Origin of the sequence: Kosakonia sp. 1610, assembly GCF_050435845.1 — a bacterium.
Classification (GTDB): Bacteria; Pseudomonadota; Gammaproteobacteria; order Enterobacterales; family Enterobacteriaceae; genus Kosakonia; species Kosakonia cowanii.
Genome location: NZ_JBNDKZ010000006.1, coordinates 185,228 through 209,709, shown reverse-complemented (window position 1 = coordinate 209,709; position 24,482 = coordinate 185,228). Strand labels below are relative to the sequence as shown.

Annotated in this window: 22 protein-coding genes; 12 read left to right on the top strand and 10 right to left on the bottom strand. The window is 56.3% G+C overall.

From position 1 onward, the window contains the following. Positions 1-279: an addiction module antidote protein gene (locus ABIC80_RS17395; protein ID WP_429177977.1), complete on the bottom strand. Its 279-nt coding sequence runs from the start codon at positions 277-279 to the stop codon at positions 1-3. 246 nt (positions 280-525) lie between these two features. Here ABIC80_RS17395 and rluF point away from each other — a divergent pair, with 246 nt between their 5' ends. Next, positions 526-1,395, top strand: coding sequence for a 23S rRNA pseudouridine(2604) synthase RluF (gene rluF, locus ABIC80_RS17390; protein ID WP_128483860.1), 870 nt, complete (start codon positions 526-528; stop codon positions 1,393-1,395). Here rluF and ABIC80_RS17385 read toward each other — a convergent pair whose 3' ends face one another. From ABIC80_RS17385 to rtcR, 3 genes are all read right to left on the bottom strand, one after another. After that, complete coding sequence (locus tag ABIC80_RS17385) at positions 1,396-1,668, bottom strand: DUF3811 domain-containing protein (RefSeq protein WP_042712605.1); 273 nt, start codon at positions 1,666-1,668, stop codon at positions 1,396-1,398. A 148-nt stretch (positions 1,669-1,816) separates the two neighbouring features. Then, entirely contained in the window at positions 1,817-2,758 is a 942-nt protein-coding gene (gene panS, locus ABIC80_RS17380; protein ID WP_429177975.1) for a ketopantoate/pantoate/pantothenate transporter PanS, read from the bottom strand. A gap of 149 nt (positions 2,759-2,907) precedes the next feature. Next, the gene (gene rtcR, locus ABIC80_RS17375; protein WP_042712610.1) at positions 2,908-4,494 is read right to left on the bottom strand and encodes an RNA repair transcriptional activator RtcR; all 1,587 of its coding nucleotides are present in this window, start codon (positions 4,492-4,494) and stop codon (positions 2,908-2,910) included. 473 nt (positions 4,495-4,967) lie between these two features. Here rtcR and ABIC80_RS17370 point away from each other — a divergent pair, with 473 nt between their 5' ends. Genes ABIC80_RS17370 through ABIC80_RS17360 form a run of 3 tightly spaced genes read left to right on the top strand, consistent with a single transcriptional unit; the run spans position 4,968 to position 8,126 of the window. Then, positions 4,968-6,113 carry a slipin family protein gene (locus ABIC80_RS17370; RefSeq protein WP_042712612.1) on the top strand — a complete coding sequence of 382 codons (1,146 nt, stop codon included), beginning with the start codon at positions 4,968-4,970 and terminating at the stop codon, positions 6,111-6,113. Beyond that, positions 6,103-7,329, top strand: a complete 1,227-nt coding sequence (locus ABIC80_RS17365) for an RtcB family protein (RefSeq protein ID WP_200134479.1) — start codon at positions 6,103-6,105, stop codon at positions 7,327-7,329. Before ABIC80_RS17370 ends, ABIC80_RS17365 begins: the two co-directional genes overlap by 11 nt. A gap of 11 nt (positions 7,330-7,340) precedes the next feature. Beyond that, the gene (locus ABIC80_RS17360) at positions 7,341-8,126 is read left to right on the top strand and encodes a nucleotidyltransferase domain-containing protein (protein ID WP_429177973.1); all 786 of its coding nucleotides are present in this window, start codon (positions 7,341-7,343) and stop codon (positions 8,124-8,126) included. 375 nt (positions 8,127-8,501) lie between these two features. Here ABIC80_RS17360 and lysC read toward each other — a convergent pair whose 3' ends face one another. Then, positions 8,502-9,851 carry a lysine-sensitive aspartokinase 3 gene (lysC, locus tag ABIC80_RS17355; RefSeq protein WP_288876498.1) on the bottom strand — a complete coding sequence of 450 codons (1,350 nt, stop codon included), beginning with the start codon at positions 9,849-9,851 and terminating at the stop codon, positions 8,502-8,504. A gap of 364 nt (positions 9,852-10,215) precedes the next feature. On the opposite strand from lysC, the gene pgi reads away from it, so the two are divergent. The 5 genes from pgi (at position 10,216) to ABIC80_RS17330 (ending at position 16,088) form a co-directional block, all read left to right on the top strand. Beyond that, complete coding sequence (pgi, locus tag ABIC80_RS17350) at positions 10,216-11,865, top strand: glucose-6-phosphate isomerase (RefSeq protein WP_054804247.1); 1,650 nt, start codon at positions 10,216-10,218, stop codon at positions 11,863-11,865. 444 nt (positions 11,866-12,309) lie between these two features. After that, complete coding sequence (yjbE, locus tag ABIC80_RS17345; protein ID WP_071789442.1) at positions 12,310-12,552, top strand: exopolysaccharide production protein YjbE; 243 nt, start codon at positions 12,310-12,312, stop codon at positions 12,550-12,552. Positions 12,553-12,616: 64 nt separating this feature from the next. After that, a complete protein-coding gene (locus ABIC80_RS17340) occupies positions 12,617-13,255 on the top strand; it encodes a YjbF family lipoprotein (RefSeq protein ID WP_042712624.1) in 639 nt (212 codons plus the stop codon). Continuing rightward, positions 13,252-13,989 carry a capsule biosynthesis GfcC D2 domain-containing protein gene (locus ABIC80_RS17335; RefSeq protein ID WP_429177971.1) on the top strand — a complete coding sequence of 246 codons (738 nt, stop codon included), beginning with the start codon at positions 13,252-13,254 and terminating at the stop codon, positions 13,987-13,989. Before ABIC80_RS17340 ends, ABIC80_RS17335 begins: the two co-directional genes overlap by 4 nt. 2 nt (positions 13,990-13,991) lie before the next feature. After that, on the top strand, positions 13,992-16,088 hold the full coding sequence (locus ABIC80_RS17330) for a YjbH domain-containing protein (RefSeq protein ID WP_263753499.1): 2,097 nt from the start codon (positions 13,992-13,994) through the stop codon (positions 16,086-16,088). A gap of 35 nt (positions 16,089-16,123) precedes the next feature. Here the strand turns inward: ABIC80_RS17330 and ABIC80_RS17325 are convergent, their stop codons facing one another. After that, positions 16,124-16,585, bottom strand: coding sequence for an acyltransferase (locus ABIC80_RS17325; protein ID WP_042712628.1), 462 nt, complete (start codon positions 16,583-16,585; stop codon positions 16,124-16,126). A 9-nt stretch (positions 16,586-16,594) separates the two neighbouring features. Continuing rightward, positions 16,595-17,104, bottom strand: a complete 510-nt coding sequence (locus tag ABIC80_RS17320) for an N-acetyltransferase family protein (RefSeq protein ID WP_429177969.1) — start codon at positions 17,102-17,104, stop codon at positions 16,595-16,597. Between the two features lie 137 nt (positions 17,105-17,241). Between ABIC80_RS17320 and psiE the strand changes: the two genes are divergently transcribed. Continuing rightward, on the top strand, positions 17,242-17,652 hold the full coding sequence (gene psiE / locus ABIC80_RS17315; protein ID WP_023478361.1) for a phosphate-starvation-inducible protein PsiE: 411 nt from the start codon (positions 17,242-17,244) through the stop codon (positions 17,650-17,652). Positions 17,653-17,727: 75 nt separating this feature from the next. On the opposite strand, the gene malG is transcribed toward psiE, so the two are convergent. The 3 genes from malG to malE all read right to left on the bottom strand — a co-directional run bounded on the left by malG (position 17,728) and on the right by malE (position 21,492). Continuing rightward, complete coding sequence (gene malG, locus ABIC80_RS17310) at positions 17,728-18,618, bottom strand: maltose ABC transporter permease MalG (protein ID WP_023478487.1); 891 nt, start codon at positions 18,616-18,618, stop codon at positions 17,728-17,730. A 14-nt stretch (positions 18,619-18,632) separates the two neighbouring features. Further along, positions 18,633-20,177 (bottom strand): maltose ABC transporter permease MalF, encoded by a 1,545-nt coding sequence (gene malF / locus ABIC80_RS17305; RefSeq protein ID WP_429177967.1) that lies wholly within the window; start codon positions 20,175-20,177, stop codon positions 18,633-18,635. Positions 20,178-20,301: 124 nt separating this feature from the next. After that, positions 20,302-21,492 carry a maltose/maltodextrin ABC transporter substrate-binding protein MalE gene (gene malE / locus ABIC80_RS17300; RefSeq protein WP_124970671.1) on the bottom strand — a complete coding sequence of 397 codons (1,191 nt, stop codon included), beginning with the start codon at positions 21,490-21,492 and terminating at the stop codon, positions 20,302-20,304. A gap of 370 nt (positions 21,493-21,862) precedes the next feature. Here malE and malK point away from each other — a divergent pair, with 370 nt between their 5' ends. Then, entirely contained in the window at positions 21,863-22,972 is a 1,110-nt protein-coding gene (gene malK / locus ABIC80_RS17295; protein ID WP_023478364.1) for a maltose/maltodextrin ABC transporter ATP-binding protein MalK, read from the top strand. A 170-nt stretch (positions 22,973-23,142) separates the two neighbouring features. Further along, on the top strand, positions 23,143-24,462 hold the full coding sequence (locus ABIC80_RS17290; RefSeq protein WP_429177966.1) for a maltoporin: 1,320 nt from the start codon (positions 23,143-23,145) through the stop codon (positions 24,460-24,462). The last annotated feature ends 20 nt before the right edge of the window (positions 24,463-24,482 follow it).

Sequence of the window (24,482 nt, the reverse complement as noted above, 5' to 3'; positions counted from 1 at the left end):
TTAGCGTTTGACTGTCAGTTCAATGCCCAGCGCTTTCATTACGGAGAGTGTCGTCTTCAGTGTCGGATTCCCTTTTTCGCTGAAAGAGCGATAGAGCTGCTCGCGTGACAAACCGGTTTCTGCAGCGATGTCGCTCATCCCTTTGGCCCGAGCAATCATCCCTAATGCTCGGGCGATATAAGCCGCATCGCCGGTTTCGAGCGCATCCGCCATGAAGAGTGCTATCGCCTCATCGTTAACCAGTGCCGCTGCGGGATCGTAAGGGGTTAATTTATTCATGGTAATCACCTGATGGTTAAACACATTTTGCCTGGTATTTTGTACTGTTGAGCAAAAATACTCTTCCACTGGTACGGAAAGAAGTCCCCCATTCTCCTTCTGGAAAGCGTCTCGCAGACTACTTTGCTCGCTTTCACATAGTGCATATATTTTAACGAGTTAGCGCACATTTCTTTGCCGTTGGGGCAAAAATCCATTTTTCTCTTCTGCTCAACAACGTTATATTCCGCTTTCAGAGGAGAACTTATGCTGCCAACCCAATCAACACGTTTAAACAAATACATTAGCGAAAGCGGAATCTGCTCACGCCGCGAGGCTGACCGTTACATCGAACAGGGCAACGTCTTTATCAACGGCAAACGTGCCGGGATTGGCGACCAGGTGGTTGCCGGAGACGTGGTGAAAGTGAACGGGCAACTTATCGAACCGCGAAGCGAAGAGGATCTGGTGTTTATCGCGCTGAATAAACCCGTTGGCATCGTCAGTACCACCGAAGAGGGCGAAAAGGACAATATTGTCGATTTCGTTAACCACAGTAGCCGCATCTTCCCCATTGGCCGGCTCGATAAAGATTCGCAGGGGCTGATTTTCCTGACCAACCACGGCGATCTGGTGAACAAGATCCTGCGCGCGGGAAATGACCATGAAAAAGAGTATCTTGTCACGGTCAACAAGCCGGTTACCGACGAGTTTGTTCGCGGGATGGGCGCAGGTGTGCCGATCCTCGGTACGGTAACTAAAAAGTGCAAAGTGAAGAGGGAAGCGCCTTTTACCTTCCGCATCACGCTGGTGCAGGGGCTTAACCGCCAGATTCGCCGCATGTGCGAACACTTTGGCTATGAGGTGACCAAGCTTGAGCGCACGCGCATTATGAACGTCAGCCTGACCGGATTGCCGCCCGGCGAGTGGCGCGATCTCACCGGTGATGAGCTGATTGCGCTGTTTAAGCTGATTGAGAACTCCACCTCGGAAGCCAAACCGAAAGCGAAGAGCAACGCGAAACCGCAGGCGGCGAAAAAGCCCGCGGTGAAAGCGGCGAAGCCGGAAGAGAAAAGCCGGGCGAAACCGGCCGGTAAGCGCTTTACCCAGCCGGGCAGGAAAAAGAAAGGGCGCTAATCAGCGGCGTCCGCGCGTTTGCGTGGTTGCCGACCACGAAAAGGTGCTGTTCTCATCAGGTTTGTAAGCCTGCTGCTTTTTCACCTGGCGGGCTTTCTTCGCAGTCGCTTCACGCTGCGCCATCAGCTTATCGATGTACTCTTTCTTAACATGGTTCGCCTCAGAGTTGCTCAGCGGGCGTCCATGCGCAATGCGGGCGCGATCGAGCAGCGTTTTAAGCTCCCGCTGTTCACTTTCGGTCATCTCTTTCTGCGTCAGTCTGGTCACGGCCATGGCATGTTCTCCTAAGGAAGTGTCACGAGTCTACGCGATAACGCGTCAAAAGCGCAGGCAAGAACGCCATAACTGGAAATTGGCTCGCAGGTTATCGTTCAGTGAGGATAACCGGAACGACGCGCTGCGCCCGGTATCCCCTTTTCAGTTAACTCGCTTTACGCTTTTCTGTCTGACGGCTCTCTACCGGTTTACCCGACCAGTAGCCCGCCAGCAGCGAGCCGGAAAGATTATGCCACACCGAGAAGAGCGCGCCGGGCAGGGCGGCGAGCGGTGAGAAGTAGAGCTTGCCGAGCGCGGCAGCCAGCCCCGAGTTCTGCATTCCCACTTCGATAGCCAGCGTCCGGCAGGTGGACTCATCAAAACCAAACAGACGCCCGCCCCAGTAACCGCTGAGCAGACCAATCGCGTTATGCAGGATCACCGCCACAATCACCATCAGCCCAACAGAAGCAATATGCGACGCGGAACCGGCGACCACTGCGCTGATGATGGCCAGAATACAGACCATCGAAAAGGCGGGCAGCCAGGGTTCTACCGCTTTCACCACGCGCGGGAGGAGGTAATGAACAATCAATCCCAGCCCAATCGGGATCACCACGATTTGCAGGATACTCAGCAGCATCCCCATCACATCGACCTGAATATGGGCATCGACATAGAGGCGCGTCAGCAGCGGCGTGGCAATAACCCCCACCAGCGTTGAGACCGAAGAGATGGTCACCGACAGCGCGACATCGCCTTTAGCAAGATAGATCATCACGTTGGATGCGGTTCCGCTGGCGACGCTGCCGACCAGCACCATTCCGGCCGAGAGATCAGGTGGCATCTTGAAAATCATTGCCAGCAACCACGCCGCCAGCGGCATCACCAGGTAGTGAAGAAAGGTACCCGCCGCGACGGGGGCCGGTCGGGAGAGCACGCGCTTAAAGTCGTCGAGGGTCAGATGTACGCCCATGCCGAACATAATCAGCATCAGTAGCGTGGTGACCCACGGGCCGATAGCGACAAATGTCGGCGGGAAGAAGTAGGCGAGAACGGAGAGCAGCACGGCCCAGAGCGGGAACAGCCGCGTGAAGGTTGCGAGCATGGGGATTTCCTTGCGATGACATTGTGTTGTGTTATTCCCCGTTCTCGTCAACGATTCGGGGGTTTATTAACGGCCGGGTTCAAGCCCGGCCATAGCCAATGTTTATCGTGCTAAGGATTAATATTCAAACGAATTATGATGAAGATCGTTTATGTTGCGCCACGCACGCTCTCCCAACTGAGGCCAAAGCGCGCAAGATATTTACGCAGCCGGTCAGCATCATTGGGGGTGGCTTTTTTCTGCCGCGAGACCGCAAACAGTTCACGGCCCGCTTCAGAGAGGCTCTGCGTGCGGCGACACACCTCCACCACGCTCTCCAGCTGGCGTCTGTCGAAGAGATCCAGCGTCTCAAGGTCGACCGGAAGATCGCCCGTTGATGGCGCACCGCGCCAGTTGTATTCCAGGCGGGCGATCTCCTCTGACACCAGCGTATCGGTGATGCGGCCCTGTTCCGCCAGCGTTGCCATGCGGGCAATCGAGGTGCTCAGCTCGCGGAAATTGCCGCGCCACGCCGCCTGCGCCGAGCAGGCGAAGGCCAGGTAACGCTCGCGCGCCCCTTTGTCGAAGCGGATCTGCGTCTGCTGCTCAAGGCCAAAACGCTGCAACTCATACTCGATATTGGGAGCGATATCCTCCCGCCGCTGCGCCAGCCCCGGCAGTTCAAAGGTCCACATATTGATACGCGCGTAGAGATCCTCCCTGAATCGCCCCTCATCCACCCACTGCTGCATATTGCGATGGGTACCGGCAATCAGCTGGAAGTCACTCTGCACCTCTTTATCTGAGCCGAAAGGGAAAAAGGTCTTCTCTTCAATTGCTTTTAACAGCATCGCCTGCTCATCCAGCCCCAGCTCAGCGATCTCATCAAGGAACAGTACCCCGCCGTCCGCTTCGCGCAGCAGCCCGGTTCGCGCCTGCTGTGCGCCGGTAAACGCTCCCTTAACGTGACCAAACAGCGTCGACATGGCGTTATCGCCGCGCAGGGTGGCGCAGTTCACTGCCACCAGCCGCCCGGCAACGAGATGGCGGGAGTGGCGTAGCTGAAAGATGCGTTTTGCCAGAAACGATTTTCCTGCCCCGGTCGGGCCGGTAAGCAGAATCGGCGCAGACGAGCGCAGCGCCACGCGCTCAATCTGATCGATCAGGCGGTTAAAGGTAGCGTTGCGCGTATCAATACCCGATTTCAGGAACGAGACCGACTGCTGCTGCTCGCGCTGAAAACGGCTGGTCAGCGTGGCATAGCGGCTTAAATCGAGATCGATAATCGAACAGACGCCCGCTGAGATCTCTTTATCGTTCGCGCCTCTCGCCGCCGGGCCGGTCTGCAACAGGCTGGCGGGAAGGTAGCGCGCTTCGGTGAGCAGGAACCAGCAGATCTGCGCCACGTGCGTCCCGGTGGTGATATGCACCAGGTACTCTTCATTGTCGGTGTCGAAAGGGTAGTGAGTGGCGAAATCGAGAAACGCGGCGTAGACCTCTTCGAAATCCCACGGGTTTTTGATCTCCACTGGGTGGGTGCGCACCTCGGTGCGCGGCGAGAGCACAGCGATATCCTCTGCGGTGTGCGCCGCCAGCCCCTCATCGCGCGGCTGGTGGATCAACTCCAGCCGGTCAACAGGAAAATCCGCTTGCTGGCAGAGTGCCACCGTCGGTCGCCATTTGCGAAAGCGGTTATGCCGTTTTCCGCGTTTATCCAGCACTGTTCCCAGCACCCCAATCACAACCCGACGTTTCATCTTTATCCTGAATAATAAAAGGCGATATATAAAGATAAGAAATCTCGTAGGCTGGCACAATGCCTGGCATCAGGATAAAAAAATAAAATATTAATTTTCAATAAGATAAAAAATTATTTGTTTGTTTTCCTCTTTTTGGCACGCCTCTCGCAATAGTTATCTCGTCAACACGCTGAGTTCGCTGGGGTTATTCACCCCGCCGGCGCATCAGGAGCGGCAAGCGCCGTTTTCCCGGAGGCGTTCCGTCAGTGCAGAGACATCTGCGAAAAATCGGTTATTGATCGGGTTCGACTCCCGAGTTCGCAACCATTATCTCTCCAGATAATCATGATGCAGTACCCCGTCATCACGCAGTTTACGGTGACATGAGACGACCGCCGATAATGGCGCCGGGCGGCAGGCAAAACAGTGTTTCCCCTGTCGCTTCGCCCCTGCATCCGCGGTCGTAACAACAAAAATAAGAGGGAATAGAGATGACCAACAAAATCACAATTCGAAAAGGTCAGTTAGCGTTACTGGCAAAAGAGGGCGACTACTACCAGGTTCTGGAAACCGGAGAGCACCGTCTGCCATGGTTTGGCAAAAAACCGGATGTGCTGATTGTTAACCGTGACGGCAGCGAAGTGCCAGCCGGGCTTGCCGAGTATTTGCGCCGTTTCCAGCCGGAGTGGGTGGAAAAGTATTGCCTGGCAGCCGATCTGGGCGATAACGAAGCGGGCGCGCTCTACCTGAACGGCATGCTGCTGGAGATTTTGCCGCCCGCCACGCGCCGTCTTTACTGGAAAGCGGACGACACCCTGACGCTGGTGCGTATTAATACCGATGAGGTGAGCGTCCCGGCCGATATTCTGAACGCCGTATTACAGCCGAAACGCGGCGCAGCGGTGAAAGGGCGCGACGCAATCCTGGTGGTGCAGGTTCCTGCCTGGCATGCGGGCGTGCTGAAAATCGATGGTGAAACCCAGGCGCTGTTACCGGCGGGTATCAGCGGTTACTGGAAAGTGAACCACCTGGTGGAAGCGGAAGTGGTCGATCTGCGCCTGCAGGTGCTGGAAGTAAGCGGCCAGGAGATCCTGACCAAAGATAAAGTGACCCTGCGCCTCAACCTGGCGGCGAACTGGCGTTACAGCGATGTGCTGAGCGCGTTTGCCCAGTTGAGCAAACCGCTGGATCACCTCTACCGCGAATTGCAGTTTGCCCTGCGTGAAGCGATCGGTACCCGCACGCTGGATGAACTGCTGGAAGATAAGCAGATTATTGCTGATGTGGTTAGCGTACAGGTGGCGAACCGCATGGCGGCCTTCGGCATCGAAGTGGCATCGCTTGGCGTCAAAGACATCATCCTGCCGGGCGAGATGAAAACCATTCTGTCGCGCTTAGTGGAGGCAGAAAAGTCGGCGCAGGCGAATGTGATCCGCCGCCGCGAAGAGACCGCCGCCACCCGTTCGTTGCTGAACACGGCAAAAGTGATGGAGAGCAACCCGGTGGCATTGCGCCTGAAAGAGCTGGAAACGCTGGAGCGTGTCGCAGAGCGCATCGATAAGATCTCGGTCTTCGGTGGTCTCGACCAGGTATTGCACGGCCTTGTAAACATTAAAGGAAAAGATAATGCAGCATAACGATTACAACCTGCTGGCGCGTGAAAACAGCGCGCCGGTGAAGATGTGGACCCACGGCGTGCCGGTCGAGCCAGAAGCGCGTGAGCAGTTGCTTAATACCGCCAAAATGCCGTTTATCTTCAAACATCTGGCGGTGATGCCGGATGTGCACCTCGGGAAAGGTTCCACCATTGGTAGCGTCATCCCGACCAAAGGGGCGATTATCCCGGCGGCGGTCGGCGTGGATATCGGTTGCGGCATGATTGCCGTGCGCACCTCGCTGCTGGCAAGCGATCTGCCGGATAACCTGAGCGGGCTGCGCAGCGCCATTGAGCAAGCTGTGCCGCACGGGCGCTCGGTAAACCGATCGAAGCGGGATAAAGGCTCATGGTCAAGACCGCCGGAAGAGGTGGATGTGCACTGGGCGTCGCTTGCGCCGCGCTTTAAGCGGCTGACGGATAAATATCCGCGCTTGCTGAAAACTAACAATTATCAGCATCTGGGAACATTGGGCACCGGTAACCACTTTATTGAAGTGTGTCTGGATGAGCAGCAGCGGGTCTGGGTGATGTTGCACAGCGGTTCGCGCGGCGTGGGTAACGCCATCGGCAACGTCTTTATCACCCTGGCCCAGCAGGATATGCAGCAGCATATCGCCAATCTGCCGGACCGAAACCTCGCCTATTTCCGCGAGGGGAGCAAGCACTATGACGACTATCTGGAAGCGGTCGAGTGGGCGCAGGATTTCGCCCGTCATAACCGGGAAGTGATGATGTCGCGCGTGTTGGCAGCGCTGTCGAGTATTATCACTAAACCCTTTATGACCCAGCAGGAAGCGGTGAATTGCCACCATAACTATGTGCAAAAAGAGACGCACTTTGGTGAAGAGGTGCTGGTAACGCGTAAAGGTGCAGTGTCGGCGCAAAAGGGGCAGATGGGGATTATTCCCGGCTCAATGGGTGCGAAAAGCTTTATCGTGCGCGGGCTGGGAAATGAAGAGAGCTTCTGTTCATGCAGCCACGGTGCCGGGCGCACCATGAGCCGTACCGCGGCGAAAAAGCGCTTTACCGTTGAGGATCAGATCCGCGCTACCGCGCATGTGGAGTGCCGTAAAGACAGCGAGGTGATCGATGAGATCCCGATGGCCTATAAAGATATCGACGCCGTGATGGCGGCGCAGGCCTCGCTGGTGGAAGTGGTGCATACCCTGCGTCAGGTGGTGTGCGTAAAAGGATAAAGGAGTCAGAAATGGAACAGCACGGAGTTGATGCCGCCATGCGTGAACGCGTGCGGCTCGAGTTAGAGGCAGTAGAGCGCAAATATGATGTGAGAGTGCTCTACTCCTGCGAATCAGGCAGTCGTGGCTGGGGCTTTGCCTCGCCGGACAGCGATTATGATGTGCGTTTTTTGTATGTGCACAAGCCGCAGTGGTATCTGCGCGTTGAACCGCAGCGCGATGTGATCGAGCTGCCGATAGACGCGGAGCTGGATGTTTGCGGCTGGGAGTGGCGCAAAGCGCTGGGGTTATTGAAGTCCGCAAACCCGACGCTTATCGAGTGGCTCGATTCGCCGGTGGTCTATCAGCAGGATGAGGGCGTGCTGGCGGCGTTGCGCGATCAGGTGCCGCACTGGTTTTCACCGGTTCGCGCGCGCTGGCACTACTACGCGATGGCGAAGAAGAACTTTCGCAGCTACTTGCAGGATGAGCAGGTGCGGCTGAAAAAATACTTCTATGTGCTGCGCCCGCTACTGGCGGTGCGCTGGATAGAGGCGGGGAAAGGGATGCCGCCGATGCGTTTCGCCACCCTGCTGGCAGGGAGCGATCTCGGCGCGCCGCTGCGGGCTGAAATCGATGAGCTGCTGGAGGTGAAGCAGCGCGCAGGTGAAGCGCAGTACGGCGCGCGTCGGCCGTTGATGCATGATTTTATAAGCCAGGAGCTGGCGCGCGGTGAAGTGGCCGATGCGTTGCCCGAGAGCCGCAGCGGCAATGTTCACGATCTCGACCAGTTGCTGTTTGAAACGGTGATGGCGTAATCCTGCCGGGTGGCGCTGCGCTTACCCGGCCTACAAACGGCCATGCAGTTAAAATATGCATGGTTTACGTAGGCCTGATAAGGCGCAGCCGCCATCAGGCAGAACCACGATATTGCTGCTGGTTTTGGTTTGCGGAGGCTGCTTGCCGGGTGGCGCTACGCTTACCCGGCCTACAAACGGCCATGCAATTGAAATATGCATGGTTTACGTAGGCCTGATAAGGCGCAGCCGCCATCAGGCAGAACCACGATATTGTGGCTGGTTTTGGCTTGCGGAGGCTGCTTGCCGGGTGGCGCTGCGCTTACCCGGCCTACAAACTACAAACGACATCATTCCCGTAGGCCTGATAAGGCGCAGCCGCCATCAGGCAAAATCTCACTCGAACAGGTTGTGATGTAACTTCTGCACCACCTGTTCGGCCTCTTTTCCGGGGACGAGGAAACAGAGGTTATGGCTCGACGCGCCGTAACAGATCATGCGGATATTGAAGGGTTCGAGCACGCCGAACACCTCTTTGCCCACGCCGCACGCTTTCGACAAATCGTTGCCAATCAGCGCCACCAGCGCCAGATCCTCTTCCACTTCCACCCGACAGAGCGCCGAAAGCTCCATCAGCAGCCCCTGCGTCAGTAGCGTATCGCCCGTGGAGGTGGAACCGGTGGTATCCAGCGTTAGCGCCACGCTCACTTCCGAGGTGGTAATCAGATCGACCGAAATATTGTGCCGCGCCAGAATGCCGAACACTTCGGCGAGGAAGCCGCGCGAGTGGAGCATATTCAGGCTGTGCAGCGTTAACAGCGTCTGCTTACGACGCAGCGCCAGCGCGCGGAACAGCGGCGGATTGGTGGTGTTATTGCACACCAGCGTACCGCCCGCCTGCGGATCTTTGCTCGAGCCGACAAACACCGGAATATCGCTGCGTACCGCCGGTAACAGCGTCGCTGGATGGAGCACTTTCGCGCCGAAGGTCGCCATCTCTGCCGCCTCTTCAAAGGCGATTTCATCAATGCGTTTTGCTGCCGGCACCACGCGCGGATCGGTGGTGTAAATGCCCGGGACATCGGTCCAGATATCGACGCGCGACGCGCTCAGCGCTTCAGCCAGTAACGCGGCGGTGTAATCGCTGCCGCCGCGGCCCAGCGTAGTGGTGCGGCCTTTCGCTTCGCTGCCGATAAAGCCCTGGGTGATCACCAGGCCTTCGTTGATGCGCGGGGCAAGTTGCTGCGTGGCAAGCGTTGAGAGGGCGTCCACGTCCGGCTCGGCGCGGCCAAAACGGTCGCTGGTGCGCATCACTTTGCGAATATCAAACCACTGCGCCTGCACGCTGCGCTCGCGCAGCACTTCCACAAACAGCAGGGTCGACATCAGTTCGCCGTGGCTGACCAGTTCATCCGTCAGCGCCGCCGAGGTCGCCAGCGAAGCAGCTTCAGCGAGGGTAGTAATATTTTCCAGCAGGCGTTCGATCTCTTCGCGGATCACCGCCTGGCTGCCCATACGCTCCAGAATATCGAACTGAATTTTGCGGATGGCGTCGAGCTTGACGAAACGCTCGGTCGCTTCAAGGCCTTCGGCCAGCGCAACCAGTAAGTTGGTCACGCCTGCGGAAGCGGAGAGCACCACCAGACGGACACTGTTATCGGAGAGCACCACGTCCGCACTGCGGTTCATGGCATCGTAATCGGCAACGCTGGTGCCGCCAAATTTAGCGACAACGAAACTTGACATAACTACCTCGTGTCAGGGGATATCATTTCAGCCATGGCACAAGGTTGACCCTTCGCCTTTCACCCCACAGCGGTGGCCTGGGTAGATGAAACTGAAGCGTGCAGTTTTCCTGCAAAAAACATTCGCAAAACAGTGTATTTATAAATAAAGGCTGGGCGGGCATAGTGTCAACGTCGGGATTATGCGGATTTTTCATGCTGCTTTTGCTGTTAGTAAAATGACTTATGTTGTGCTGGTTTTCGCTGTTTTTTGCCTGGCTTTTGCGCACATCGACCGAACCTTTGACATAAAAACCATCACACCTTCCCTTCGCAGGCGCTACAATCGACGGCAGTCTCACTTCTCAAATCAGAAGAGTATTGCTATGAAAAACATCAATCCAACGCAGACTTCTGCCTGGCAGGCACTACAGAAACACTACGCTGAAATGAAGGACGTCACTCTTGCGGATCTCTTCGCAAAAGACGGTGACCGCTTTACCAAATTCTCCGCCACCTTCGACGATCTGATGCTGGTGGATTACTCCAAAAACCGCATCACGCAAGAGACCCTCGACGCGCTGCTGGCGCTGGCGAAAGAAACCGATCTGGCTGGTGCCATCAAATCGATGTTCTCCGGTGAGAAAATCAACCGCACCGAAGATCGCGCCGTGCTGCATGTCGCGCTGCGCAACCGTAGCAATACGCCGATTATGGTCGATGGCAAAGATGTGATGCCGGAAGTGAACGCGGTGCTGGAGAAGATGAAAAGCTTCTCTGAAGCGATCATTTCAGGTAGCTGGAAAGGCTACACCGGCAAGCCGATCACCGACGTGGTCAACATCGGCATTGGCGGCTCGGATCTCGGCCCGTTTATGGTCACCGAAGCGCTGCGCCCGTATAAAAATCACCTCAACATGCACTTTGTCTCTAACGTCGATGGTACCCACATCGCCGAAGTGCTGAAGAAAGTGAACCCGGAAAGCACCCTGTTCCTCGTGGCATCGAAAACCTTCACCACCCAGGAAACCATGACCAACGCCCACAGCGCGCGCGATTGGTTCCTGAAAACCGCCGGTGATGAAAAGCATGTGGCGAAGCACTTTGCCGCGCTCTCGACCAACGCGAAAGCGGTGGGTGAGTTCGGGATTGATACCGCTAATATGTTTGAGTTCTGGGACTGGGTGGGCGGTCGTTACTCCCTGTGGTCGGCGATTGGCCTGTCGATCATCCTCTCGGTTGGCTTCGACAACTTTGTTGAGCTGCTTTCCGGCGCGCATGCGATGGACAAGCACTTCGCCTCCACCGAGCTGGATAAGAACCTGCCGGTGCTGCTGGCGCTGATCGGTATCTGGTACAACAACTTCTTCGGCGCTGAAACCGAAGCGATCCTGCCGTATGACCAGTACATGCACCGCTTTGCCGCTTACTTCCAGCAGGGCAACATGGAGTCCAACGGTAAATACGTTGACCGTAATGGCAACGCCGTGGATTACCAGACTGGCCCAATCATCTGGGGTGAGCCGGGCACCAACGGTCAGCATGCGTTTTACCAGCTGATTCACCAGGGAACCAAAATGGTGCCGTGCGATTTTATCGCTCCGGCCATCACCCATAACGCGCTTTCCGATCACCACCAGAAGCTGCTCTCCAACTTCTTCGCTCAGACTGAAGCGCTGGCGTTCGGCAAATCCCGTGAGGTGGTTGAGCAGGAGTATCGCGATCAGGGTAAAGATCCGGCGACGCTGGATCACGTGGTGCCGTTCAAAGTGTTTGAAGGCAACCGCCCGACCAACTCCATCCTGCTGCGTGAAATTACGCCGTTTAGCCTCGGCGCGCTGATTGCGCTCTATGAGCACAAAATCTTCACCCAGGGCGCCATCCTCAACATCTTCACATTTGACCAGTGGGGCGTTGAGCTGGGTAAACAGCTGGCGAACCGTATCCTGCCAGAGCTGGGCGACGATCGCTCCATCTCCAGCCATGACAGCTCGACAAACGGGCTGATTAACCGCTACAAATCCTGGCGCGGTTAACAGAGAAAGCGTCGCTTCGGCGGCGCTTTTTTTTGTCTGCGCAATTATTCCCGCCGCACCTTAAATATCCGCCTTCAGTGCCAATCAATATATAAGTAATTCCAATAATGTTATTTCCGTTAGGGCTAATCCGGGCGGAATAGCCTTCTTTAACACGCGTAATATCATTCATCAGGTTTATCCGAAAATCAGGGCGCATAGCGTAACGCTTGCTATCTATTTTAGGACTAGCCTTATTGTATGAATAATATGTGATTATTTATGTCTATGTTTTTTAAAGTATTTATAAAGATAGCTGTTTGCTAAATATACGCTCCGGCTAATGTTCCGAAAAGGTTCCCCGCTATTTCCTGAGGCGTAATTCATTTGCTTTAGTTGTGTATACTCCCTATCGCCTGAATTTTTTCAGGCAAATCTCCATTCATTCAATGAAGGGAAATTGATATGAAAAAAGCTCTTTATGGCATTTTTGCCATAACCGCGCTTGCGGCGACGTCTGCTTTCGCTGCACCGGTGCAAACCGGTGACGCAGCAGGCTCGGCAGCGACCTCTGTTTCTGCAGGCAGCTCTGCGGCAACGAGTGCGAGCACCGTAGGGTCAGCGGTAGGTGTCGCTCTGGCGGCAACCGGTGGCGGTGATGGTTCCAATACGGGGACCACAACCACCACCACGACAAGTACTCAGTAATAGCGAGTGCATTAACTATAACCACACTTCGGTGTGGTTATTTCGTCCCTTTCGGAGAAGAGTCGTGAAGCGACCTGGTATCATTTTGATTTGCCTGCTCCTTCAGGCATGTTCTGGCCCGATCAAAGGCCTCGGGAATTCACTCTGGAATAGCGTATTTGGCACGCCGGGCGTGCAGCTTACCGATGAAGATATCCGTAATATGCCCTACGCCAGCCAATATATGCGGCTTAATAACGGCCCTCAGCTGTTTGTGGTGCTGGCATTTGCCGAAAACGGCCAGCAAAAATGGGTGACGCAAGATCAGGCCGTCATCGTGACGCAAAACTATCGCATCGTAAAAACCCACCTTGGCACCGATAACCTGCTTGATGTCACCAACCTGGCGGCAGACCCGCTGGCGAAACCTAACCAAATTATCGATGGCACCCGCTGGACGCGCATGATGGGCTGGACCGAATACAAACAGGTGCGCTATGCCACTGCCCGCTCGGTGTTCCACTGGAATGGCACCGACACCGTGCAGCTGGGCAGCGACGAAACCCGCGTCCGCGTGCTGGACGAAGAGGTCACAACGGATCAAAAAAGCTGGCGCAACCGCTACTGGGTGGATGAGGACGGGGTGATCCGCCAGTCTGAACAGTATCTTGGCGCGGACTGGTTCCCGGTGAAAACCACGCTGATTAAGGCGGGCAAACAATGAAAACACGCGCGCTCCTTTTGATGCTTTCAAGCCTCGCCTCCCCGCTGGCGCTGGCGACCGGCACCGTTGATGTCTACACCCCCGGCGACAGCAAACCGAAAACTTTAACCAATGCCGAACATCTGGTCGATCTGGTGGGCCAGCCGCGGCTGGCGAACAGCTGGTGGCCGGGCGCGGTGGTCAGCGAGCGCAGAGCGACGATCACCGAGCAGGCGCGCCATCAGGCGCTGCTGTCGCGGCTCACTACGCTCGCGTCAGAAGAGGGCGGTGACAGCGCTGCTGCTATTAACGGCTTGCGTCAGCAGTTGCAAGGAATCAAGGTCACCGGCAGGCAGCTTGTCGAACTCGATCCCGACTTTTTGCGCACGCATCGCCGCGCTAACCGGCCGCTGGAAGGCGACTACACCCTGTGGGTGGGAACCCAGCCGACCACCATTACCGTCGTTGGGCTGGTGAGCCGGCCGGGCAAGAAACCCTTTACGCCAGAGCGCGATGTGGTGAGCTACCTCGACGAGATGGATCTGTTGAGCGGCGCGGATCGCAGCTATGCATGGGTGGTCTATCCCAACGGTAAAACGCAAAAGGTACCGGTGGCTTACTGGAACCGTCGTCACGTCGAGCCGATGCCCGGCAGCGTGATTTTCGTCGGTTTCGCACCGGGTTTGTGGAGCGATGAGAATGACAAGCTCAATGCCGACATTCTCCAGTCCCTGACGCATCGGATACCGGAATAATAATGAAAAAATCGTTTGTTATTAGCATATTGGCGCTTGGCGTGAGCGCCGCTTGTCACGCGGAGTCCTGGCCGGACCCGATCGGGCCTTCGCAGTCAGATTTCGGCGGCGTTGGTCTGTTGCAAACGCCCACCGCGCGCATGGCGCCCGAGGGCGAGCTGAGCCTGAACTACCGCGATAACGACCAGTATCGTTACTACTCTGGCTCGGTGCAGCTCTTCCCGTGGCTGGAAACTACACTGCGTTACACCGACGTGCGCACGCGCAAATACAGCTCGGTCGAAGCGTTCTCCGGCAATCAGACCTATAAAGATAAAGCGTTCGATCTGAAATTACGCCTCTGGGAAGAGGGCTACTGGCTGCCGCAGGTCTCCGTCGGCGCGCGCGATATCGGCGGGACAGGGCTGTTCGATGGCGAATATCTGGTGGCGAACAAAGCCTGGGGACCGTTTGATTTCTCCCTCGGTATTGGCTGGGGCTATCTCGGCACCAATGGAAATATTAAAAACCCGCTCTGTAGCTACAAGTCAGCCTATTGCGTGCGTGACAACCGCTATAAACAGGCCGGTTCAACGGATACCAGCCAGATGTTCCGCGGCCCGAGCGCGCTGTTCGGCGGCGTGGAGTACCAGACGCCGTGGAACCCGCTGCGCCTGAAGCTGGAGTATGACGGCAACAACTACCAGCAGGATTTCGCTGGCAAACTGCCGCAGCGCAGCAAAGTGAACGTCGGCGCGATCTATCGCGTGTCGGACTGGGCAGACATCAACCTGAGCTACGAGCGCGGCAACACCTGGATGTTCGGCTTCACCCTGCGTAATAACTTCAATAACTTGCGCCCGGCGTATAACGATAACCCACGGCCGAAGTATCAACCGCAGCCGCAGGATGCGATCCTGCAACACTCGGTGGTGGCGAACCAGCTTACGTTGCTGAAGTACAACGCCGGTCTTGCGGATCCGCAAATTCAGGTCAAGGGCGATACGCTCTATGTCACCGGCGAGCAGGTGAAATATCGTCATAACCAGGAAGGGGTTGAGCGCGCAAACCGTATCATCATGAATGATTTGCCGGACGGTATTCGCACCATCCGGGTGACCGAAAATCGTCTGCGTATGCCAGCCGTGACCACCGAAACGGATGTCGCCAGCCTGAAACGCCACCTTGAGGGCGAACCGCTGGGACAGGATACGGAGCTGGTGCAAAAACGCGTCACGCCAATCGTGCCGGATAAAACCGAGCAGGGCTGGTATATCGACCGCACGGCGTTCGACTTCCATCTCGATCCGGTGCTTAACCAGTCACTCGGCGGGCCGGAAGGCTTCTACATGTATCAGCTGGGGATAATGGCGACCGCCGACTGGTGGGTGACTGACCATCTGCTGACCACCGGCAGCCTGTTCGGCAACATCTCCAATAACTATGACAAGTTTAACTACACTAACCCGCCGAAAGACTCCGCGCTGCCGCGTGTGCGTACCCGCGTGCGTGAATATGTGCAGAACGATGTCTATGTGAACAACCTGCAGGCCAACTACCTCCAGTACCTCGGCAATAACTTCTATGGCCAGGTCTATGGCGGTTATCTGGAGACCATGTACGGCGGTGCGGGTGCAGAGGTGCTGTGGCGTCCGGTTGACGGGCCGCTCGCCTTCGGGATTGACGCCAACTACGTGAAGCAGCGTGACTGGCGCAGCGCCCAGGACATGATGAAGTTCACCGATTACAGCGTGAAAACCGGGCACTTCACCGCCTACTGGACACCGTGGTTCGCCCAGGATGTGTTGGTGAAAGCAAGCGCCGGGCAGTATCTGGCAGGCGATAAAGGGGTGACGCTGGAAGTGTCGAAACACTTCGACAGCGGTATCGTGGTCGGGGCGTATGCGACGAAAACCAACGTTTCCGCCGCGCAGTACGGCGAAGGTGATTTCACCAAAGGGGTGTATGTCTCCGTACCGCTGGATCTGTTCAGCGCCAGCCCAACCCGCAGCCGTGCCGCCATCGGCTGGACACCGCTGACGCGTGACGGCGGCCAGAAACTGGGCCGTAAGTTCGATCTCTACAGCCTGACCAGCGATAAGTCGGTTAACTTCCAGTAAGCAAATGCCCTTCTCGCGCTGAGAAGGGCGCTGTTCTACAACCGGCGCAGCAGTCGCGCCGGGTTGCCCGCATAAACCCCTTTCAGCGTAATCGACTTTGTCACCACGCTACCCGCGCCAATTACGCAACCATCACAAATCGACACCGCCAGAATCGTCGCACCGCTGCCAATAGATACCCCATCGCCAATCGTGATCCGCCCCCAGTTTTCGCGATTTGGATCGGGTTTGCCGTCGCGAAACAGATCGTTGGCGAACATCACGCCATGACCAATAAAGCAGCCTTCGCCAATGGTGACGTACTCGCAAATAAAGGTGTGGGACTGGATCTTCGTGCCTTTGCCTATCTGCGTATTGCCCTGAATTTCCACAAACGGGCCGACAAAAACCTCATCCGCCAGCGTGCAGTCATACAGATTGGCGGGCTCATAAATCACCACATTTTCACCGCAGGTCACGTTGCGAACGGCGGCGTGGCGAAGAGAGGCGGTGTGCATAATGGCTCCTTAAAGCGCTTTGCCGAGAATATGCAGCGTGCTTTGTTGCGAAGGTGTGGTGAAGAGGGCGCTCTTGATAAACGCGAACCCCTGGCGCTGATAGAAACGCTGCGCGTGCGGGTTGGCATCCAGCACCTCCAGCCAGAAAAAGTTCTCGCCACGGCGTTGCGCCTCACGCGCTATCTCATTAATGAGATGCTCGCCGTAGCCTTTTCCCGTTTCGCCAGGTAAGAGATAGAGCTTATGTAGCAGTGTGCCAGCCGGGCCGTTGTCGTCGCTGGCGCAATGCCACGTGACTTTAGCAAAACCCACCGGACTGGGATCGCAGAGGATAAACCAGTTTCCTGCTTCGCTTTGCAGGCTCTGTTGCAGGGATGGCACAGCGTACTCCTGGTGCAGAAATGCCTCCAGTTCACTCTTCTCCTGCCATAAGTGCGCGAAATGGTGGGTATAACTGGCATAGCCCATCTCGCTCAACAGCGCGGCATCTTCCACGCTCGCTTTACGTATCGTCATCATCGCTTATTACTCTCCCGCTTCGCTGGCTCAGCGATACATCTCATCACGGGCTGTCACATAATCTAAGTAAAAAAAGTAGATCAAGATCACATTTACGCGATATACAGAGGATCTTCTAACAATAATGAGGTGCAGTTATGTCGTCGCTTAATCACCCGCGGGTGGCGTTTGTTTCAACTATTTTGCAGGGCATACTCAGCCTGGGTCTGCTGGCGCTGGGTATTATCCTGATTGTTTTTTTGGGCAAAGAGACGCTGCATCTGGCCATTGCGCTCTTCGCGCCGGTACAAACCAGCAAATATGAGCTGGTCGAAGGGCTGGTGGTCTACTTCCTCTACTTCGAATTTATCGCCTTGATTGTGAAGTATTTTCAGTCCGGGCTTCACTTCCCGCTGCGCTACTTTGTCTATATCGGTATTACGGCGATTGTGCGGTTGATCATCATCGATCATCAGTCGCCGATGGATGTGCTGATCTACTCGGCGGCGATCCTGCTGCTGGTGATCACGCTGTGGATCTGTAACTCCCAGCGCCTGCGCCGCGAATAAAAAAGGCGGCCTGTACAGGCCGCCGAAATTGAGGGTGCAGTGGCAATAACAACAAGGGTATGACAACGATGAAATTTAGCCCTTCACCCCGCCGGCCGTCAGGCCATTGACCAGCCAGCGCTGCGCCAGCAGGAACACCAGGGTAATCGGGATGGCGGAGAGCACCGCCGCGGCGGCGAAATCGCCCCATAAGTAGTTCTGCGGGTTGAGATACTGCTGCATCCCCACCGCCAGCGTGTAGCTATCGACATCGCGCAGCAGCAGCGAGGCGACCGGCACTTCGGTAATGGCCGCAATAAACGACAGAATAAACACCACCGCCAGAATCGGCACCGACAGCGGCAGCAGCACCAGGCGGAACGCCTGCCATGGGGTCGCGCCATCCAGCGAGGCGGCCTCCTCCAGCGAGCTGTCGATCGTTTCGAAATACCCCTTGATCGTCCAGACATGCAGTGCGATCCCACCAAGATAGGCGAAGATCACCCCACCGTGCGTATTCAGTCCAATAAACGGAATGTACTGGCCTAAACGATCGAACAGGGCATAGAGCGCCACCAGCGACAGCACCGCCGGGAACATCTGGAAAATCAGCATCCCTTTCAGCAGCGTCGCTTTACCGCGAAAGCGCATACGGGCAAAGGCGTAGGCGCAGGTGGTAGAGAGCGCGACAATGCCGATGGCGGTAATCACGGCGATCTTCACCGAGTTCCACAGCCATAACAGCACCGGGAAGGGGGGCGGGGTGACGCGCCCATCGGCATGCTCAACGCTAAAGCCCAGCGCCAGCCGCCAGTGCTCCCAGGAGATGCGCTCCGGGATCAGGCTGCCGGTGGCGAAGTTGCCTTCACGCAGTGAAATGGCGATCACCATCAGCAGCGGGAACATAATCGCGGCGATAAACAGCAGCAGTAACGCATGGGTGAAAAAGAGCCGCAGCTTTTGCGATTTCGCCTGCACCATAGCCATAGTTTTCCTCCTCCTTAATCGAATTTCATGCGCGTGGCTTTCAGATTGACGATGGCCAGCGCGCCCACCAGCAGGAAGATCAGCGTGGCAATAGCCGCCGCAAGACCGAAGTCCTGGCCGCCGCCGCCTTCAAAGGCGATGCGGTAGGTGTAGCTCACCAGCAGGTCGGTATAGCCCGCCGGAGTGGTGGTGCCGATGCGATCCGGCCCGCCGTTGGTCAGCAGCTGGATCAGCACGAAGTTGTTAAAGTTAAAGGCAAAGCTGGCGATCATCAGCGGCGTCAGGGGCTTGATCAGCAGCGGGAAGGTGATGCGGAAAAAGTTCTGTAACGGCCCGGCGCCATCCATTGCCGAGGCTTCATAGAGATCTTCCGGGATCGCTTTCAGCAGACCCATGCAGAGGATCATCATGTAGGGGTAGCCGAGCCAGGTGTTAACGATCACCACCATCGCGCGGGCGGTATTCGGATCGCTAAACCACGCCGGTTTAATGCCGAACAGCGCGCTCAGCATCATATTGATCTCACCAAAGCTCTGGTTGAACAGCCCTTTAAAGATCAGGATCGAGATAAACGACGGCACGGCGTAAGGCAGGATCAGCAACAGCCGGTAGACAGCCTTACCCTTTAACGACTCCCACTGCACGACGCAGGCCAGCACCATGCCGACCGCCACCGTCAGCATCACGGTGAGAATGGAGAAGATCACCGTCCAGATAAAAATCTCGATAAACGGTTTCTGAATACCTTCATCGGTAAAGACGCGGGTGAAGTTATCCCAGCCGATAGTGACGGTATAACCGGGGCTCAGTTTCTCACTGCCCCAGCTGCCGTCAGCGTTAAGCGCCTGGTAGAAGCCGGTCTGGTTGTTCGGGCGATACTTGATGCCGCTCTGGTTATTGAGCAGCGTGCCGTCCTGCTCAACCTGATAGAGCGGGCGGGTGCCGGAGAACTGGCGCAGCGAGCTCATCGCTACTTTGCTCTCATCCGGCAGTACCGCGGTGAGCTGGTTCAGCCCCTGGCGGTTTTGCGTAATCACACGCAGATTGGCGCGCTCGCCCGCAGGCAGCGCATCGACCTCTTTAACCTTCAGCTGCTGTTCGCCGCCGGGTTTAAAAGCGTCGGAGAGATAGTGTTTGCCGCTCTCGCCATCCGTCAGCGCTAATTGCCACTTATCCCCGTCCGGATAGAGGCCGAAGTTATAGGCTTTGCCCGCCTGATATGAGCGGTCGAGCAGCACCTGCTGCGCGCGCTCCTGGGTGAGCTGGTTAGTGCTGCTGTAGTTGGTAAAGGCGATGGCGATGGTGCAAATCAGCGGGAAGAGGACGAACAGCCCCATCCCCGCAAGACCCGGGTAGACATAGCGCCAGGCATACGCCTTACGATTGGCAAAAATGTAGAGGCCCGCCGAACTCAGCACGAGCGTGGTGATGGCAAAAAGGTATTCCCCCTGGGCATACATCATGACGACAAGGTAAGCCACCAGCAGCCCGATCACGGCGATGGCGGCCCATGCAACCTGCGAGCTTTGCCACCAGTGGCGTTTTCTTACAACATCCATGGGAGTGTCCTCTCTACACACCATTTTCCACGCCGCTTCGTTATTGGCGAGGCAGCGTGAAATCTGGCGTGTATACAGCCTGTCCAGTTAGCCCTGCTCCGGGAGGAACAGGGCCGTTACGTTCTTACTTGGTGATGCGGCCCTGCGCATCTTTCAGCGCCGCATCTACGGTCTGGCGACCGGTCACGGCATTGATCACCGCGGTACGGGTGGCGTACCAGAAGGCGGACATTTGCGGGATATTCGGCATGATTTCGCCGGTTTTGGCGTTCGCCATGGTGGCGGCGATGCGCGGATCTTTCGCTAACTGATCCTGATAGGATTTCAGCGCTACCGCACCGAGCGGTTTGTCTTTATTCACTTCCGCCAGGCCTTCATCGGTCAGCAGGTAGTTTTCAAGGAACTCTTTCGCCAGCTCTTTGTTCGGGCTGGCGGCGTTGATGCCTGCGCTCAGCACGCCAACGAAGGTTTTCGACGGTTTACCGTTGAAGGTCGGCAGCTGCGCGACGCCGTAGTTAATCTTACTCTTGTCGATATTGGTCCACGCCCACGGCCCGTTGATGGTCATCGCCGTTTCGCCTTTGTTAAACGCGGCTTCGGCAATCGAGTAGTCGGTGTCGGCATTCATGTGTTTGTCTTTGATCAGTTTCACCAGGAAGCTGAGACCGGCTTTCGCGCCCGCGTTATCGACACCAACATCTTTCACATCATATTTGCCGTTTTCATACTTAAAGGCGTAACCGCCATCGGCGGCAATCAGCGGCCAGGTGAAGTAGGGCTCTTGCAGGTTGAACATCAGCGCGCTCTTGCCTTTCGCCTTCAGTTCTTTATCCAGCGCCGGGATCTCTTCCCAGGTTTTCGGCGGGTTCGGCACTAAGTCTTTGTTATAAATCAGCGACAGGGATTCTACAGAAACCGGGTAGGCGATCAGCTTGCCGTTGTAGCGCACCGCGTCCCAGGTGAAGGGAACCAGTTTGTCCTGGAAGGCTTTGTCTGGCGTCACTTCTGCCAGCAGACCAGATTGTGCGTAGCCACCGAAACGGTCATGCGCCCAGAAGATGATATCCGGGCCGTCGCCGGTCGCCGCAACCTGCGGGAACTTCTCTTCCAGCTTGTCCGGGTGTTCAACGGTCACTTTGATGCCGGTATCTTTCTCGAATTTTTTACCCACTTCGGCCAGGCCGTTATAGCCTTTGTCGCCGTTGATCCAGATAACCAGCTTACCTTCTTCGATTTTGGCAAGGGCAGAGGCGGAGAACATCATCGTTGCCACTGCGGACAATGCGAGGATGCGTGCGCCTGTTTTGATTTTCATATATCCCGTCCTTTAGATGATGTGCTCATAAATACGCATAAGGTGTTTTGACGGGAGTAGTCTCCTTTTTTGGCAAGCGCTTCTCATCATCCCCACCCCTACGCCCCTGGGGTGATTTGTGTGATCTCTGTTACAGGGATTTTCGTTATGTGTCGCAGCGCACATAAAAATGCGCCGTTTTTTGCAAAGCCGGTCACGAATTTACCCGCCGCCCGCTCGCCGGGGGGGCAGAGCAGCGCGTCTCATCCTCCCATCTCCTCCCCCATAAAAAACGCAGGGGGTGGAGGATTCGCTGGAAAAATCCTTACGCCATAGTCAGGCCACTTTGAATGTATCCGTTGGTATCAGGTTGTAACGAAGGGAGATGGGGATGGCGAGCGTACAGCTGCGAAATGTCACGAAAGCCTGGGGCGATGTGGTGGTATCGAGAGATATCAGTCTGGACATTCACGAAGGTGAGTTCGTCGTGTTTGTCGGCCCGTCAGGCTGCGGTAAGTCAACGCTGCTGCGCATGATTGCCGGGCTGGAGACGATTACCAGCGGGGATCTGCTGATTGGCGATACCCGCATGAATGACGTGCCGCCCGCTGAGCGTGGTATCGGCATGGTGTTCCAGTCCTATGCGCTCTATCCGCACCTGTCGGTGGCGGACAATATGTCATTCGGCCTCACGCTCGCGGGCGCGAAGAAAGATTTAATCAAATCGCGCGTCACCCAGGTTTCCGAAGTGCTGCAACTGGGGCATCTGCTGGAGCGTAAACCGAAGGCGCTCTCCGGTGGCCAGCGTCAGCGCGTGGCAATTGGCCGTACGCTGGTGGCCGAGCCGCGCGTTTTTCTGCTCGATGAACCCCTCTCTAACCTTGATGCCGCGCTGCGCGTGCAGATGCGTATTGAGATCTCCCGTCTGCACAAGCGCCTGCGCCGCACGATGATTTACGTCACCCACGATCAGGTCGAAGCGATGACGCTGGCCGACAAAATCGTGGTGCTGGACGCCGGGCGCGTGGCGCAGGTCGGCAAGCCGCTCGAGCTTTATCACTACCCGGCAGATCGCTTTGTCGCCGGCTTTATCGGCTCGCCGAAGATGAACTTCCTGCCGGTAAAAGTGACCGCCACGGCGATTGAGCAGGTGCAGGTTGAGCTGCCCAACCGCCAGCAGGTATGGCTGCCGGTCGACAGCGCGAACGTGCAGGTCGGCGCCAATATGTCGCTCGGCATTCGCCCGGAGCATCTGCTGCCCAGCGATATTGCCGATGTCACGCTCTCCGGCACGGTTCAGGTCGTCGAACAGCTTGGTCACGAAACACAGATTCATATCCAGATCCCCGCAATACGTCAGAACCTGGTCTACCGCCAGAACGACGTGGTGCTGGTAGAAGAGGGTGCCACATTCGCCATCGGCTTACCGCCGGAGCGTTGCCATCTGTTCCGTGAAGATGGCACCGCCTGCCGCCGGTTGCATAAAGAACCTGGCGTTTAAGCTACCCCACAAAGAGATTACACAAAGCCATTCGCATGATGTCGAGGCGGCAACGGCATGCACTTGTGAGCCTACAAAGGTAGGCGCACGGGTGAATACGGCAGCCAACAAAGCGTTAGCCGGACGGGGGCGTGTAAAAAAAGAAAAGCAAGCTCTCAGGAGATAGAACGATGATTACTCTGCGCAAAGTTCCTCTGGCAATCGCCATTACGGCAGGCATTTTGTCTGCTCAGGCGGGCGCTGTTGATTTTAAAGGTTATGCACGTTCCGGCATTGGCTGGACCGGCAGCGGCGGCGAGCAGCAGTGCTTCCAGGCCACCGGTGCAGATGCCAAATACCGTCTCGGTAACGAATGCGAAACCTATGCTGAAATTAAATTAGGTCAGGAAGTGTGGAAAGACGCTGATAAAAGCTTCTATTTCGACTCCAACATCGCCTATAAAACGGCTCAGTTGAATGACTTTGAAAACACCAATACGCCAGCCGTGCGTGAATTTAACGTTGTGGGTAAAAACCTGATTGACGCGCTGCCGGGTGCCAATATGTGGGCCGGTAAACGTTTCTATCAGCGCCATGATGTGCACATGATCGACTTCTACTACTGGGATATCTCCGGCCCGGGCGCAGGTCTTGAAAATATTGACGTTGGCATCGGTAAACTCTCTCTGGCCGCGACCCGCTCCTCTGAAACCGGCGGTTCTTCAGCTTTCGGCGATCGTGACACAACGACGGGTATCAGAACCTATAACAACGACGTGCCTAACGATGTGTTCGATGTGCGCTTAGCCGGTCTGCAAACTAACCCGGACGGCGTGCTGGAACTGGGCGTGGATTATGGCCATACCAACATTCCGGACAACTACTACCTCGAGCCGGGCGCATCGAAAGATGGCTGGATGTTCACCGCAGAACATACCCAGAGCATGATGAAGGGCTACAACAAGTTCGTGGTGCAATACGCCACCGACTCGATGATTTCTCAGGGTAAAGGCCAGGCGCGTGGCGGCTCAGTGGATAACGACGGTCACCTGATCCGCGTGCTGGACCACGGTGCTATCAACCTCGCTGAGAAGTGGGACCTGATGTATGTCGGTATGTATCAGGATACCGATCGCGATAACAACCGCGGCAACACCTGGTACACCGTGGGCGTGCGTCCGATGTACAAATGGACGCCGATCATGAGCACCCTGATGGAAGTGGGCTACGACAATGTGAAGTCTCAGGAAACGGGCGATCGCAACAACCAGTACAAAATCACCCTCGCGCAACAGTGGCAGGCTGGCGACAGCATCTGGTCCCGCCCGGCGATCCGTGTGTTCGCCACCTACGCCAAGTGGGATGAAAAATGGGGTTACGTGAAGACCGATGCTGACGGTAGCACTTCTTCGTTTGCAGCCAGCAATGGCACGGTAACACCGTTTGGCACCACCAGCCGTGGTGACAACGACGAGTGGACCTTCGGTGCGCAGATGGAAATCTGGTGGTAATCGAGTTTTACCCGCTGTAA